Source organism: Acidovorax kalamii (genome assembly GCF_002245625.1).
GTDB classification, from domain to species: domain Bacteria; phylum Pseudomonadota; class Gammaproteobacteria; order Burkholderiales; family Burkholderiaceae_C; genus Acidovorax; species Acidovorax kalamii.
This window is the reverse complement of record NZ_NOIG01000001.1, coordinates 383,728-397,066: the sequence shown is the minus strand read 5'-3', so window position 1 is coordinate 397,066 and position 13,339 is coordinate 383,728. Positions and strand designations below refer to the sequence as shown.

Here is a 13,339-nt window from a genome sequence, read left to right as displayed (position 1 = left end):
CGGGCCTCGCCCGGCTCCCTGAGACACTTCTTCCCGAGGATTTCCGCGTGAAAGCTGCTACCACCCGCCTGAGCCTGCTGGCCCTCGCCATGGCCCTGTCCGCCTGCGCCGCCCTCGAAGGCGACAAGATCGACTACAAGAGCGCCGCCAAGGGCTCGACCCTGGAAGTCCCGCCTGACCTGACACAGCTGTCGCGCGATTCGCGCTATGCCGTGCCAGGTGGCCCGGTATCGGCCGCCGCCCTGCAGGCGGGCCAGGCCGCGCAGCCCTCCGGCACGGCCAACGCCGCCGCCCTGCAGCTGGGCGATGTGCGCATCGAGCGCGACGGCAACCAGCGCTGGCTGGTGGTCAACCGCCCCGCCGACAAGCTCTGGGAGCCCGTGCGCGACTTCTGGCAGGAAAACGGCTTCAACCTGACCCAGGCCGAGTCCAACGTCGGCATCATGGAAACCGACTGGGCCGAAAACCGCGCCAAGCTGCCGCAGGACTTCATCCGCTCCACGCTGGGCAAGATGCTGGATTCGCTGTACTCCACCGGCGAACGCGACAAGTTCCGTACCCGCCTGGAGCGCAATGCCAATGGCGGCACCGAGATCTACATCAGCCACCGCGGCATGATCGAGGTCTATGGCACCACCACCAAGGACAACACGGTGTGGCAGCCCCGCGCCTCCGACCCGGAGCTGGAAACCGAATTCCTGCGCCGCCTGATGGTCAAGCTGGGCGTGAGCCAGGAACAATCCCGCGCCATTGCCGCCGCCCCGTCGCCGCGCGCGCAGACAGCACGCATGGCCACCGTCAACAACCAGCCGGTGGTGCAGCTGGACGAGGGCTTCGACCGCGCATGGCGCCGCGTGGGCCTGGCGCTGGACCGCACCGGCTTCACGGTGGAAGACCGCAACCGCAACGAAGGCACGTACTTCGTGCGTTATGTGGCCCCCAACGCCGACAAGAAGGAACCCGGCTTCTTTGGCAAGCTGTTCAGCAGCTCCTCGGCCGCCACACCTCCGCTCAAGTACCGCATCGTGGTGCGCAGCCAGGGTGAGTCCACCACCGTGTCCGTGCTCAACGCAGCAGGCGCCCCCGAAACCTCGGCCAATGCCGAGCGCATCGTGCGCGTGATCACCGACGACCTGAAGTAACAGACCAGGGCGCTCCCACACCACCACCCTGCCCTGGGCTCCCGGCCCCTGGCAGGGTGTGTTTTTTGAAGCCCCCGCCCACCACTATTTCATGCTGCGCTTCAAGAATCTGGGCAGCGGCAGCACGGGCAACGCCACCGTGGTCGAAGGCTGCAGCGGTGGGCACACCCACCGCCTGCTGATCGACTGCGGGTTCGGCATCCGCCAGTTGCAAGCCCGGCTGGCCCAGGCCCATCTGCAACCTGAAGACCTCGACGCCGTTTTCATCACCCACGAACACTCCGACCACATCGGCTGCGCCCAAGCCCTGGCCGTGCGCTACCGCATTCCGGTGTGGATGAGCGAAGGCACCCATGCAGCCCTGGGGTTCCCGGACTTCGACGGCTTGTTGCATGTCGCGCGTGACATGCAAGCCGTGGACCTGGGCAGCTTCCAGGCCCTGCCCTTCACGGTGCCCCACGACGCCCGGGAGCCGCTGCAGCTGCGCTGCTCCGACGGCAACGCCCACCTGGCCGTGCTGACCGACCTGGGGCACGCCAGTGGCCATGTGCTGGAGCAGCTCCAAGGCTGCCATGCCCTCCTGATCGAGGCCAATCACGACCCCGGCCTGCTGCAGGCCTCGCGCTATCCGCCCTTTCTGAAGCGCAGGGTGGGCGGCCCCTACGGCCACCTGGCCAACGCCGCCACGGCCGAGATCCTGCGCGCGGTGCAACACGCGGGCTTGGGACAGGTGGTGGCCGCTCACCTGAGCGCACAAAACAATGCCCCTCGCCTCGCGCAAGAGGCCCTTGCCGCAGCACTGGGTTGGCTGGCCGAGGACATCATCGTCGCCAGCCCCACCCAGGGGACCGACTGGCTGGACGTGGGCGATAGCGCCCCGAGCCGCTGACCAGGCTTGACCAGGGGCGGTCAATCCCCCACCACAGACAAAAAAAAGCAAAAAAAAGCCCCGGACCTTGCGGTGCGGGGCCGTGGCACAGGCCGACACAGGGTCAGCCCGGAGCCTGCAGCGATTTACTTGGCTGCGGAAGCGCCGGTAGCGGCGGTGGCAGCAGCGTCAGCAGCGGCCTTGGCAGCGTCGGCAGCTGGAGCAGCGGCGGCGTCAGCAGCAGGAGCGGCGGCAGGGGCTGCAGCTGCGTCGGAAGCAGCAGGAGCGGCTGGTTCGGCGGCAGGAGCGGGCGCAGCGGCAGGAGCTTCCACGGGTGCGGGAGCAGGTGCTGGAGCGGGCTCTTCCTTCTTGCCACAAGCGGCGAGTGCAGCAGCAGCGATCAGGGCGGCCAGAACGAGAGAGTTCTTCATTTCGATTTTCCTAGTTGGACAGACAGAATCTTGAAAAGCCACGGCGTCAGGCCCTCGGAAGCCCTGGTACGCATTGGCACAAAGCGTTGATTTGCACCTTTTTGGCGCAACCATTGATTATATTGATTTTTAGTCAATACTGACTAACACTGACGAAAGCTTTACACCAGCTTGACTTCGCGCATGGGACGCGAAGCCGTGGTGGCCTTGCCACACAGCAGCCCGCCCTGCCCGCCCCATCCGGGCTGCTTGCAAAGCGGCGGTCTACAGGCCCAGCGTGGTCGAGGGAAACCCGGGGGTGCTCTTGCTGCGCACCCATTCATTGAGCGACTCCCGCAACAGCACCCGGCGATCGGGCTCGCTGCCCGACACCCCCACGCAGCGCTCCGGGTCCAGCCGGTGCATGACCCACTGCGGCGACCACAGGGCGCTGGGCAGGTCCAGGGGGTCGGCCGCCGGGCTGCGGCGGCAAGTGATGATGTGGTCCCAGGTGCCGCGCCAGCGCACAAACCGGGCATGGCGCCGGATCACGTCGTCATAGCTGCAGGCCAGCATGGTGAAACGTCGGCCGCTGTGGGCCCAGGCCTGCAGGGATTCGACCACGCCGCGCTCGCCCAGCGGCCAGTCGTGGAAATGGGCATCGCTGATCACAATCTCCTGCCAGCCATCCCGCGCCGCCGTGGCGAAGGCATCACGCACCATCTGCTGGAACGCGTCCCGGCCACTGAACCGCCCGGTGGGCAGGTCGTGCAGAGGCTCGGACGAAGGGGCTGCCACATCGGTCATCACGGTCTCCTGGTCAGTGGCCGCCCGTCCAGACATGGGCCCAGCCCGCATCGCACCAGGAGGACAGCAGCTCCAGCGCATCGTCGCTGGCGCGGGCCAACTCGCGCGCCGTCAGCTGGCGCTCGTCAGCCAGGCGCCGCATCAGCGTGGCATCGCGCCCGGCGGCGCGGTAGCTTTCGCCATTGATGAAGATGTGCTGCGCGTCGTACATCATGCGGCTCTTGCGGTCCAGGCGCACGCCTTCCAGCATCACGCCCGCATCCCCGGGCTCGAACCACACGCTGGGCTTGGGCTCGGTGAGGTATTCGCCGAGCGCGCGCTCCAACACCAGGGGCTGTGCCAACGCGCGGGCGAGCGCCTCGCGCGCAAACTCATACAACCCTGCCGGAATGTGAGCAGGCTGCGCAACGGCCTCCTGGCCAGCATCCCGATAGAGCAGCGGTTTGTCCTCGTCGGCATCCCCTGCATCTTCCGCCAGGCGCACCAGCAGTTCCTGGGCCAGCTCTGCACGCGCCGGGGCACGGAAACCGATGGAATAGGTCATGCACTCACCTTCGGCAATGCCGTCATGGGCATACCGCGGCGGCAGGTACAGCATATCTCCCGGCTCCAGCACAAACTCTTCTTCGGGTTCGAACTGCGCCAGCACCTTGAGGGGAATGTCGTCGCGCAGCGTCAAGTTCTTCTGGCGGCCAATGCGCCAGCGCCGCTTGCCATGGGCCTGCAGCAGAAAGACATCGTAGCTGTCGAAGTGCGGCCCCACGCCGCCGCCGTTGCTGGCATAACTGATCATGAGATCATCCAGCCGCGCCTCGGGCACAAAACGAAACTGCTGCATCAGCGCATGGACCGCATCGTTGTGCAGATCGACCCCTTGCACCAGCAAGGTCCAGTCGGGTTGCTGCAATGCAGGCAACGCTCGGCGGTTGAAGGGGCCGTGGCGCAGCTTCCAGGTGCCCTTGACCAATTGCACCAGGCGCGACTCCACGCCCTCTTGGGCAGCCAGAGCAAACAGCTCGGAACGCAACACTGGCGGTGCAAACCGGGGGATGGCCTGGCGCACCAGCAGCGGCTTTTTCTGCCAGTGGCGGCGCATGAATTGCGCGGGGGTGAGGCCACCGAGCAGGGAAAGGGGTTGCTGGATATCCATGGAAAAACAGGGCCCCTGGGCGGGGCGGTTGGTCAAACTGCGACAATTCTCCTATGGAAATTACCCAACAATGTGTGGTCGCACTGACCTGGACGCTCAAGGACACTCTGGGCGAAGAATTGGATGTGCTCGATGAGCCCGTGGAGTTTCTGGTCGGCGGCGACGATCTTCTGCCCCGCATCGAAGAGGCCCTGCAAGGCCACGGCCCTGGTGCCAGCCTGGCGCTGCACCTCGAACCCGAGGATGCGTTTGGCGACTTCAACGACCAGCTGCTGTTCCTGGAACCCCGTGCGTTGTTCCCCGCAGAAATCGAAGAAGGCATGACGTTTGACGGGATGGCCCTGCCGGAAGGTTGCAACCCGGATGCCCCCCGCACCGCGCTCTACACCGTGGCCGAGATCTACCCTGAACATGTGGTTCTGGACGGCAACCACCCTCTGGCGGGCATTGCCCTGCGCCTGCAGCTCACCGTACAAGCCGTGCGCGAAGCCACCGAGGAAGAAATTGGCCGCGGCACAGCCGGTACGGGCTTCTTTCGCGTGCAACCCCAGGCGCCCGGCAGCTCGATGCTGCACTGAGCCTCCTGCGGCAAGGCTCCCACAAGCGCACGGACGCTCTGAAGAAATTCAGAGCGCCCGTTTTCCTTCAGCCCTTCAACTCAAAGGCGCGAGATCTGGCCGTTGTACAGGCGCACGCGGTCACCAATGCGCAAATCGCCTGGGCTGCTCACGTCGTACACGCGGTAGCCCCCCTGGTCCAGGTGGATGGACAGGCGGTAACCCTGCACGTACTCCTGGTTGTTGCGCCCCTCAATGGCGTTACCAGCCACGGCGCCGCCGAGCACGCCCACCGCCGTGGCGGCCGCACGGCCCGAGCCCTTGCCCACCTGGTTGCCCAGGACACCGCCAACCACCGCACCGAGCACGGCCCCTGCGCCAGAGGTTTGCCCCTGAGAACGCCCCTGCATCACCTCGATGTTCGACACGCGGCCATATTCGGTGCCCACCGGGTTGTTGGGGTAAGCGGGTGCGGTCTGGTAGCCACTGGAATAGCCCCCCGAGTACTGGGGAGCGGGCGCCGGGCGGTTGTGGCCACAGGCGGCCAAAGAGCCTGCCAGGACAACCACACCAGCAATGGCGAGAGGGCGGCGGGTGAATTGCAGCATTTCAATCTCCTGAAGTCATGAGAGCCAGTCCGGGGCAAACTGCCAAAGCTACATACACAGCAGGCACCCCAGACACATGGTTGATTGGAACAACGCGGCAGGGTTCTGCCGCGTAGACACATGGCCCCATGCCGTGTCGGTAACAGAGACGCAAAAAAGTAAGCACCGTCTTACAAATGCCGCGCCAACGGCTGATGCTTGGACGTCAGGCCTTGCCCGTCGAGCCGTAGCCGCCTTCACCCCGCTCGGTGGCCTCAAACTCGGTGACGATGTTGAACTGCGCCTGCACCACCGGCACGATGACCAGTTGGGCCAGGCGCTCCATGGGCTCCAGCGTGAAGGCCACATTGCTGCGGTTCCAGGCGCTCACCATGAGCTGCCCCTGGTAGTCGCTGTCGATCAAACCCACGAGGTTGCCCAGCACGATGCCATGCTTGTGACCCAGGCCGGAGCGCGGCAGGATCAGGGCAGCGTATCCCGGGTCCTTGATGTAGACGGATATGCCGGTGGGCACCAGTTGCCATGCATTGGGCTGCAAGGTGAGCGGGGCATCAAGGCAGGCCCGCAAGTCCAGCCCAGCGCTGCCGGGCGTGGCATAGGTAGGCAATTGGTCCGCCATGCGCGGATCCAGAATCTTCACGTCAATCTTCACGGTTGTTTCTTCTTTCCAGTTGTGCGCTGCTGGGCCACTTGCCGCAGACGCTCCTGCAAGGGTTCCACGCCTGACGCGACCCCGGGGGCTGCGGATGATAGGGCCTTGGGAGCCACGTCGATCAAACGCCCCAGCCCCCACCAGATGGCCGCCATGACCGCCAGCCCCGGCAAAGACCCTTGGCTGAACATGAACAACGCCACTCCATGCAACGCAATCAACACCAACAGCACGGCGCGCACCGCACGCACAACACCCAGCAAAGGCTTCAGAACCAGCGCGAGATCCGGCGGAACGGACTGGGACACCGGGCGCCCCCCAGCTGCCGCAGCGGGCTTCTGGGCGGCAGTGGAGCCAGGCGCTGGAGTCTGCGTGCCTCGGACAGGTGCTGGCGCAGTCAGCCGCTCCACATAGCGCGCAAAGTCGCCATCGGGCGGCGTGTCCCATTCAGGCTTGGTAGCACCAGTCTTCATACAGCCTCCCGGCAAAGACCCCTACGACCCCAAAGGCGGCAATCGCGCCGCAATCTCCCCCATCAGCTGCTGGGCCAGCACGCGTTTGGAGGCCCGGGGCAGCTCGCGGTGCCCCTGAGCGTCCACCAGCAACAAGGCATTGTCATCCTGCCCGAAGGTGGCCGGGCCGATGTTGCCCACCAGCAGGGGCACCCCCTTGCGCACGCGCTTGGCCGTGGCGTGGGCCAGCAGGTCATGGCTTTCGGCCGCAAAGCCCACGCAGAACAGGTCGCCCTGCAGGGCATGTGATGACTTGGCCACCGTGGCCAGGATGTCCGGGTTCTCGACAAACTCCAGGCTCGGCGTCTGGCCCGAGCCGTCTTTCTTGATCTTCTGTGAGGACTGGCTGGCGGGCCGCCAATCCGCCACGGCAGCCGTGGCAATGAACACCGATGCCGCCTGCACATTCCGCTGCACGGCCGCCAGCATCTCCTGGGCCGACTGCACATTCACACGCTGCACCCCGCGGGGCGTAGGCACATGCACTGGCCCGGCCACCAGCGTGACATCTGCGCCCGCCTCGCGGGCGGCACGCGCAATCGCAAAGCCCATTTTTCCGCTCGACAGGTTGGTGATGCCCCGCACCGGGTCGATGGCTTCAAAGGTGGGGCCCGCCGTCACCAGCACCCGGCGCCCGGCCAGCGTCTTGGGGGTGAAGAAGGCGATCAGCTCCTCCAGCAGCTCCTCGGGCTCCAACATGCGGCCATCGCCCGTTTCGCCGCAGGCCTGGTCGCCATTGCCCACGCCCAGCACCACCGCACCATCTTGCGCCACCTGGGCCAGGTTGCGCTGGGTGGCAGGATGGGCCCACATTTCGCGGTTCATCGCCGGGGCCAGCAGCAGGGGCACCTGCTGCGCAGGGCGGGCCAGGCACAACAGGCTGAGCAGCTCGTCCGCCCGCCCCTGTACCAGCCGCGCGATGAAATCTGCGCTGCAGGGCGCAATCAGGATCGCATCGGCCTCACGGCTCAGGTTGATGTGGGGCATGTTGTTCGGCTCACGGGCATCCCATTGCGAGCCATACACCGTGCGGCCTGACAGAGCCTGCATGGTCACCGGCGTGATGAATTGCGCGGCCGCTTCGGTCATCACCACCTGCACGGTGGCCCCTTCCTTGATGAGCTGGCGGCACAGATCGGCTGCCTTGTAGCAAGCCACGCCCCCACTCAGACCCAGAACAATGTGTTTGCCAGCAAGCTCATTCATGGGGCGAATTTAGCAGACGGGGGTGACCCTCCCCCCGGGGGTGTCGCCGGGGTGCCATCTATAATCCCAATTTCCCACCACCAAAAAAGACATGACCAAATTTGTCTTCGTCACCGGCGGTGTGGTGTCTTCCCTCGGTAAGGGAATCGCCTCAGCCTCCCTTGCCGCGATCCTCGAATCGCGGGGACTCAAAGTCACCCTCATCAAGCTTGACCCCTACATCAACGTAGACCCGGGCACCATGTCGCCGTTCCAGCACGGCGAGGTGTTTGTGACCGACGACGGCGCAGAAACCGACCTGGATCTGGGCCACTATGAGCGTTTCATCGAAACGCGCATGAAGAAAACCAACAACTTCACCACGGGCAAGATTTACCAGTCCGTGCTGGAGAAAGAGCGTCGCGGCGACTACCTGGGCAAGACCGTGCAGGTCATTCCCCACGTCACCAACGAGATCCAGGAGTTCATCAAGCGCGGCGCCGGCATCGGCACGCCCGATGCCGTGGATGTGGCCATCGTCGAGATCGGCGGCACCGTGGGCGACATCGAATCGCTGCCCTTCCTCGAAGCGGTGCGCCAGATGAGCCTGCGCATGGGGCCCAACAACGCGGCCTTTGTGCACCTGACCTACCTGCCCTGGATCGCGGCGGCGGGCGAACTCAAGACCAAGCCCACCCAGCACACCGTGCAGAAGCTGCGCGAAATCGGCATCCAGGCCGACGCCCTGCTGTGCCGTGCCGACCGCCGCATCCCTGAAGAAGAGCGCGCCAAGATTTCGCTGTTCACCAACGTGCCCGAGTGGGGTGTGATCAGCATGTGGGATGTGGACACCATCTACAAGGTGCCCCGCATGCTGCACGAGCAGGGTCTGGACGGCCTGATCTGCGACAAGCTGCGCCTGAACACCCCGCCCACCAGCCTCAAGCGCTGGGACGACCTGGTGTATGAAACCGAACATCCCCAGGGCGAAGTCACCATCGCCATGGTGGGCAAGTATGTGGACCTGTCGGACAGCTACAAGTCCGTGAACGAAGCCCTGCGCCACGCGGGCATGCGCAACCATGTGCGCGTGAAGATCGACCATGTCGATTCCGAAACCATCGACAGCGCCGACGCAGCCGCCAAGCTGGCCCAGTACGACGCCATCCTGGTGCCCGGCGGCTTCGGCCAGCGTGGTGTGGAAGGCAAGATCGCCACGGCCCAGTTCGCCCGCGAGCGCAAGGTGCCCTACCTGGGCATCTGCCTGGGCATGCAGGTGGCCACCATCGAGTACGCGCGCCATGTGGCAGGCCTCGCCAACGCCAACAGCACCGAGTTCGACCCCACCACGCCCCACCCCGTGATCGCCTTGATCACCGAGTGGAAGGACGCTGACGGCACCATCAAGACCCGCGACGAGAACTCCGACCTGGGCGGCACCATGCGCCTGGGCGCACAAAGCTCGGATGTGTCCAAGGACACGCTGGCCCACAGCATCTACGGCGATGTGGTGACTGAACGCCACCGCCACCGCTACGAAGCCAACGTGAACTACCTGGACCAGCTGCGCAAGGCGGGCCTGGTGATCTCGGCACTGACACAGCGCGAGCAGCTCACCGAGATCGTGGAGCTGCCGAAAAACGTCCACCCCTGGTTCATCGGCGTGCAGTTCCACCCCGAGTTCAAGTCCACGCCCTGGAACGGCCACCCGCTCTTCAACGCCTTCATCAAGGCGGCCGTGGAGCACCAGCAAGCCGCGAAAAAAGCCTAAGGGGACCTCACCATGCAGCTGTGCGGATTCGACGTTGGCCTCCAACATCGCTTTTTTCTGATCGCGGGCACCTGCTCCATCGAAGGCCTGGAGATGTCGCTCGACGTCGCGGGCCAGCTCAAGGAAGCCTGTGCACCGCTGGGCATTCCGCTGATCTACAAGGGTTCCTTCGACAAGGCCAACCGCTCCTCCGGCACCAGCAAGCGTGGTGTGGGGCTGGAAGCCGGCCTGAAGATCCTCGACGAAGTGCGCCGCCAGCTGCAGCTGCCCATCCTGACCGATGTGCACGACACCTCGCATGTGGCCGAGGTGGCCAGCGTGGTCGATGTGCTGCAAACGCCTGCCTTCCTGTGCCGCCAGACGGATTTCATCCGTGCGGTGGCGCAAAGCGGCAAGCCGGTGAACATCAAGAAGGGCCAGTTCCTTGCGCCCTGGGACATGAAGAACGTCATCGACAAGGCCCGGTCTGCAGCGGCCGAAGTAGGCCTGTCGGAAGACCGCTTCCTGGCCTGCGAGCGCGGTGTGAGCTTTGGCTACAACAACCTCGTGGCGGACATGACCAGCCTGGCCGAGATGCGCAACTCCGGCGCACCCGTGGTGTTCGACGTGACCCACTCGGTGCAAAAGCCTGGCGGGCTGGGCGCCGTGAGCGGCGGCGCGCGCGATATGGTGCCGGTGCTGGCCCGCGCCGGTGTAGCCGTGGGCGTGGCAGGCCTGTTCATGGAAACCCACCCCCGCCCCGCCGAAGCCTGGTCGGACGGCCCTAATGCCGTGCCGCTCAAACACATGAAGGCGCTGCTCGAAACGCTGGTGGCGCTAGACGACGTCACCAAGAAAAACGGATTCCTCGAAAACAACTTTGGAGCTTGAGACATGAGCAGTGGTTACGTCATCGCATCCGTCACCGTCACCAACCCTGAGCAGTACGAAGAGTACAAAAAGTGGAGCACGCTGGCCATGCAGGCGCATGGTGCAGAGGTGTGCATTCGCGGGGGCAAGGTGGAAGTGCTGGAAGGCGACTGGAACCCCGGCCGTACCGTGCTGCTCAAGTTCCCGAGCTTCGAGGCCGCGCGCGCCTTCTACGACACCCCCGAGTACCAGAAAGCCAAGGCCGCCCGTGAAGGCGCGGCCATCATGCGCATGGTGTGTGTCGAAGGCGTCTGAGCAAGCGATGCCTCGCTCACGCTGGTCGGGTTGTACCCGGTTCGTACCTGCAGACTGATTCCACTATCAAATCAGTAGCATAAAATGACTACAGACGCGCCCGAACGGCCATTTTTCCATTTGGCCTGAACACGCAAAGCCCGTCCGCCCGTCTGAATGAATTTCAAAAACCTCAAGGAAAATCATGAGTGCCATTGTTGACATCGTAGGCCGCGAAGTGCTGGACAGCCGCGGCAACCCCACCGTCGAATGCGACGTGCTGCTGGAATCGGGCGTGATGGGCCGCGCCGCGGTGCCCTCGGGTGCCTCCACCGGCAGCCGCGAAGCCATTGAAATGCGCGACGGCGACAAAAGCCGCTACCTGGGCAAAGGCGTGCTCAAGGCCGTGGAGCACATCAACACCGAGATCAGCGAAGCCGTGCTGGGCCTGGATGCCTCCGAGCAGGCCTTCCTGGACAAGACGCTGATCGACCTCGACGGCACCGAGAACAAGAGCCGCCTGGGCGCCAACGCCATGCTGGCTGTGTCGATGGCCGTGGCCCGCGCCGCCGCCGAAGAGTCCGGCCTGCCGCTGTACCGCTACCTGGGCGGCATGGGCAGCGTGCAGTTGCCCGTGCCGATGATGAACGTGATCAACGGTGGCGCACACGCCAACAACAGCCTGGACCTGCAGGAGTTCATGATCATCCCCGTGGGCGCCCCCACCTTCCGCGAAGCCGTGCGCTGGGGCGCCGAAGTGTTCCACGCGCTCAAGAAGATCATCCACGACAAGGGCATGAGCACCGCCGTGGGCGACGAAGGCGGCTTTGCCCCCAGCGTCGAGAACCACGAAGCGGCCATCCGCCTCATCCTGCAAGCCATCGAAGCGGCGGGCTACACGGCCGGCGAGCAGATCGCCCTGGGCCTCGACTGCGCCGCCAGCGAGTTCTACAAGGACGGCCACTACGTGCTGGAAGGCGAAGGCGGCCTCAAGCTCACCGCCCAGCAATGGACCGACATGCTGGCCGCGTGGGTGGACAAGTACCCCATCATCAGCATCGAAGACGGCATGCACGAAGGCGACTGGGACGGCTGGAAGCACCTGACCGAACGCCTGGGCGACAAGGTGCAGCTGGTGGGTGACGACCTGTTCGTGACCAACACCAAGATCCTGAAGGAAGGCATCGACAAGCGCATTGCCAACTCGATCCTGATCAAGATCAACCAGATCGGCACGCTGACCGAAACCTTCGCCGCCATCGAAATGGCCAAGCGCGCGGGCTACACCGCCGTGATCTCGCACCGCTCGGGCGAAACCGAAGACAGCACCATTGCCGACATCTCGGTGGGCACCAACGCAGGCCAGATCAAGACCGGCTCGCTGAGCCGCTCGGACCGCATCGCCAAGTACAACCAGCTGCTGCGCATCGAGGAAGACCTGGGCGACATCGCACAGTACCCAGGCCGCGCTGCGTTCTATAACCTGAAATGAAGCTCCCCCTGAACCGCTTCGCGTCGTCCCCCTCTCTTGCTGGAGGGGGACACACCCGGTGGCCCGGCCAAGCCGGTTCCACGGGTGCGCTGGCGTGCAGCGCGCCCAGGACACAGGCAGGGCCCGGTGCTGACGGCCCGGTGGCGCAGCACCGCGCAAGGGACTGAACCGCCACCATGGTCTCCCGCATCGTCCCCGTCATCCTGCTGGCCTTGTTGGGGGCGCTGCACGCCCAGCTCTGGCTGGGGCGGGGCAGCGTGCCGCGCGTGAACGAGATGCAGCGGCAGATCGATGCCCAAAAGGCGGCCAATGACCATGCCCGCCAGATCAATGCCCGCCTGACCTCCGAGGTCCACGACCTCAAGGAGGGGCTGGACATGGTGGAAGAAAAAGCGCGCAGCGAATTGGGCATGGTCCGGCCCAACGAGGTCTACGTGCAGTTCACGCCCCGCTGAGCGGCTGAACCGTCTTTTTTCCAGCGCGGCACTGGCTGCCAAGCCCGCCTCCTCGCGCTCCGCTGTCCGTGCCCACGCCCCCCGCCCTCTTGCCCTCGATTGCCTTGTTGGGTGCCCCACACACGGGCGCCGAGGCACTGGCCCGGGCGCTGCGGGCGCGCATCCCGCCTGAATCGGCGCAGATTGTGGTGGTACCAGCCGTGCTGGTCGCCCCGCCACAGGCGCAACCCGCGCTGCCCGCAGCCACACTCACGTTGCTGATGGGCCTGGACCTGCCCTGCCCTGCCGAGGACCGCGCCGCCCTGGAAGCCTTGGACGCGCAGCTGCGCCTGGCGCTGCAGGTTGCGGGTGTGACGTACCGGGTGATCTACGGGCAGGGCGACACACGGGTAGCGAATGCACTGAATGCTATTAAATTAATAGCCACAAACACTTACCCAACAGGCGGAAACGAGGTATTTGACGTAGAAAACGGGATGCGCGCTCAGCGGCTGCGCGCCTGGAACTGCGAAAAATGCAGCGACCCCGCCTGCGAACACCGCCTGTTCACCTCCCTGGTGGACCAGCGGCAAGCCCGCCCGGAATGA

Annotated in this window: 16 protein-coding genes; 9 read left to right on the top strand and 7 right to left on the bottom strand. The window is 65.1% G+C overall.

What is annotated here, in order from left to right; translation table 11 throughout:
- Nucleotides 1–47: 47 nt before the first annotated feature.
- Both bamC and CBY09_RS01800 read left to right on the top strand, forming a co-directional pair.
- Nucleotides 48–1,142 carry an outer membrane protein assembly factor BamC gene (bamC, locus tag CBY09_RS01805; RefSeq protein ID WP_094285771.1) on the top strand — a complete coding sequence of 365 codons (1,095 nt, stop codon included), beginning with the start codon at nucleotides 48–50 and terminating at the stop codon, nucleotides 1,140–1,142.
- Nucleotides 1,143–1,233: 91 nt separating this feature from the next.
- Nucleotides 1,234–2,031, top strand: a complete 798-nt coding sequence (locus tag CBY09_RS01800) for an MBL fold metallo-hydrolase (RefSeq protein WP_094285916.1) — start codon at nucleotides 1,234–1,236, stop codon at nucleotides 2,029–2,031.
- Between the two features lie 125 nt (nucleotides 2,032–2,156).
- Here the strand turns inward: CBY09_RS01800 and CBY09_RS01795 are convergent, their stop codons facing one another.
- The 3 genes from CBY09_RS01795 to CBY09_RS01785 all read right to left on the bottom strand — a co-directional run bounded on the left by CBY09_RS01795 (nucleotide 2,157) and on the right by CBY09_RS01785 (nucleotide 4,377).
- Nucleotides 2,157–2,441, bottom strand: coding sequence for a hypothetical protein (locus CBY09_RS01795; protein WP_094285769.1), 285 nt, complete (start codon nucleotides 2,439–2,441; stop codon nucleotides 2,157–2,159).
- A gap of 264 nt (nucleotides 2,442–2,705) precedes the next feature.
- A complete protein-coding gene (locus CBY09_RS01790; protein WP_094285767.1) occupies nucleotides 2,706–3,227 on the bottom strand; it encodes a hypothetical protein in 522 nt (173 codons plus the stop codon).
- 13 nt (nucleotides 3,228–3,240) lie between these two features.
- Nucleotides 3,241–4,377 (bottom strand): cupin domain-containing protein, encoded by a 1,137-nt coding sequence (locus CBY09_RS01785; RefSeq protein ID WP_094285765.1) that lies wholly within the window; start codon nucleotides 4,375–4,377, stop codon nucleotides 3,241–3,243.
- Nucleotides 4,378–4,430: 53 nt separating this feature from the next.
- On the opposite strand from CBY09_RS01785, the gene CBY09_RS01780 reads away from it, so the two are divergent.
- Nucleotides 4,431–4,955: an FKBP-type peptidyl-prolyl cis-trans isomerase gene (locus tag CBY09_RS01780; RefSeq protein ID WP_094285763.1), complete on the top strand. Its 525-nt coding sequence runs from the start codon at nucleotides 4,431–4,433 to the stop codon at nucleotides 4,953–4,955.
- 80 nt (nucleotides 4,956–5,035) lie between these two features.
- Here CBY09_RS01780 and CBY09_RS01775 read toward each other — a convergent pair whose 3' ends face one another.
- The 4 genes from CBY09_RS01775 to coaBC form a co-directional block, all read right to left on the bottom strand.
- Entirely contained in the window at nucleotides 5,036–5,542 is a 507-nt protein-coding gene (locus CBY09_RS01775; protein ID WP_094285761.1) for an outer membrane lipoprotein, read from the bottom strand.
- 205 nt (nucleotides 5,543–5,747) lie between these two features.
- Nucleotides 5,748–6,194 carry a dUTP diphosphatase gene (gene dut / locus CBY09_RS01770; protein ID WP_094285759.1) on the bottom strand — a complete coding sequence of 149 codons (447 nt, stop codon included), beginning with the start codon at nucleotides 6,192–6,194 and terminating at the stop codon, nucleotides 5,748–5,750.
- Complete coding sequence (locus tag CBY09_RS01765; protein ID WP_240515540.1) at nucleotides 6,191–6,667, bottom strand: hypothetical protein; 477 nt, start codon at nucleotides 6,665–6,667, stop codon at nucleotides 6,191–6,193. The genes dut and CBY09_RS01765 overlap by 4 nt, the downstream gene beginning before the upstream one ends.
- Before the next feature lie 21 nt (nucleotides 6,668–6,688).
- Nucleotides 6,689–7,912: a bifunctional phosphopantothenoylcysteine decarboxylase/phosphopantothenate--cysteine ligase CoaBC gene (gene coaBC, locus CBY09_RS01760; RefSeq protein ID WP_094285757.1), complete on the bottom strand. Its 1,224-nt coding sequence runs from the start codon at nucleotides 7,910–7,912 to the stop codon at nucleotides 6,689–6,691.
- A 91-nt stretch (nucleotides 7,913–8,003) separates the two neighbouring features.
- Here coaBC and CBY09_RS01755 point away from each other — a divergent pair, with 91 nt between their 5' ends.
- From CBY09_RS01755 to CBY09_RS01730, 6 genes are all read left to right on the top strand, one after another.
- A complete protein-coding gene (locus tag CBY09_RS01755) occupies nucleotides 8,004–9,662 on the top strand; it encodes a CTP synthase (RefSeq protein ID WP_094285755.1) in 1,659 nt (552 codons plus the stop codon).
- 12 nt (nucleotides 9,663–9,674) lie between these two features.
- Entirely contained in the window at nucleotides 9,675–10,532 is an 858-nt protein-coding gene (gene kdsA / locus CBY09_RS01750; RefSeq protein WP_094285753.1) for a 3-deoxy-8-phosphooctulonate synthase, read from the top strand.
- 3 nt (nucleotides 10,533–10,535) lie between these two features.
- Nucleotides 10,536–10,826 (top strand): DUF1330 domain-containing protein, encoded by a 291-nt coding sequence (locus CBY09_RS01745; protein WP_056640013.1) that lies wholly within the window; start codon nucleotides 10,536–10,538, stop codon nucleotides 10,824–10,826.
- A 184-nt stretch (nucleotides 10,827–11,010) separates the two neighbouring features.
- Nucleotides 11,011–12,297, top strand: coding sequence for a phosphopyruvate hydratase (gene eno, locus CBY09_RS01740; protein WP_094285751.1), 1,287 nt, complete (start codon nucleotides 11,011–11,013; stop codon nucleotides 12,295–12,297).
- 176 nt (nucleotides 12,298–12,473) lie between these two features.
- Complete coding sequence (locus tag CBY09_RS01735) at nucleotides 12,474–12,752, top strand: septum formation initiator family protein (RefSeq protein ID WP_063462085.1); 279 nt, start codon at nucleotides 12,474–12,476, stop codon at nucleotides 12,750–12,752.
- 68 nt (nucleotides 12,753–12,820) lie between these two features.
- Nucleotides 12,821–13,339: a hypothetical protein gene (locus CBY09_RS01730; protein WP_133066220.1), complete on the top strand. Its 519-nt coding sequence runs from the start codon at nucleotides 12,821–12,823 to the stop codon at nucleotides 13,337–13,339.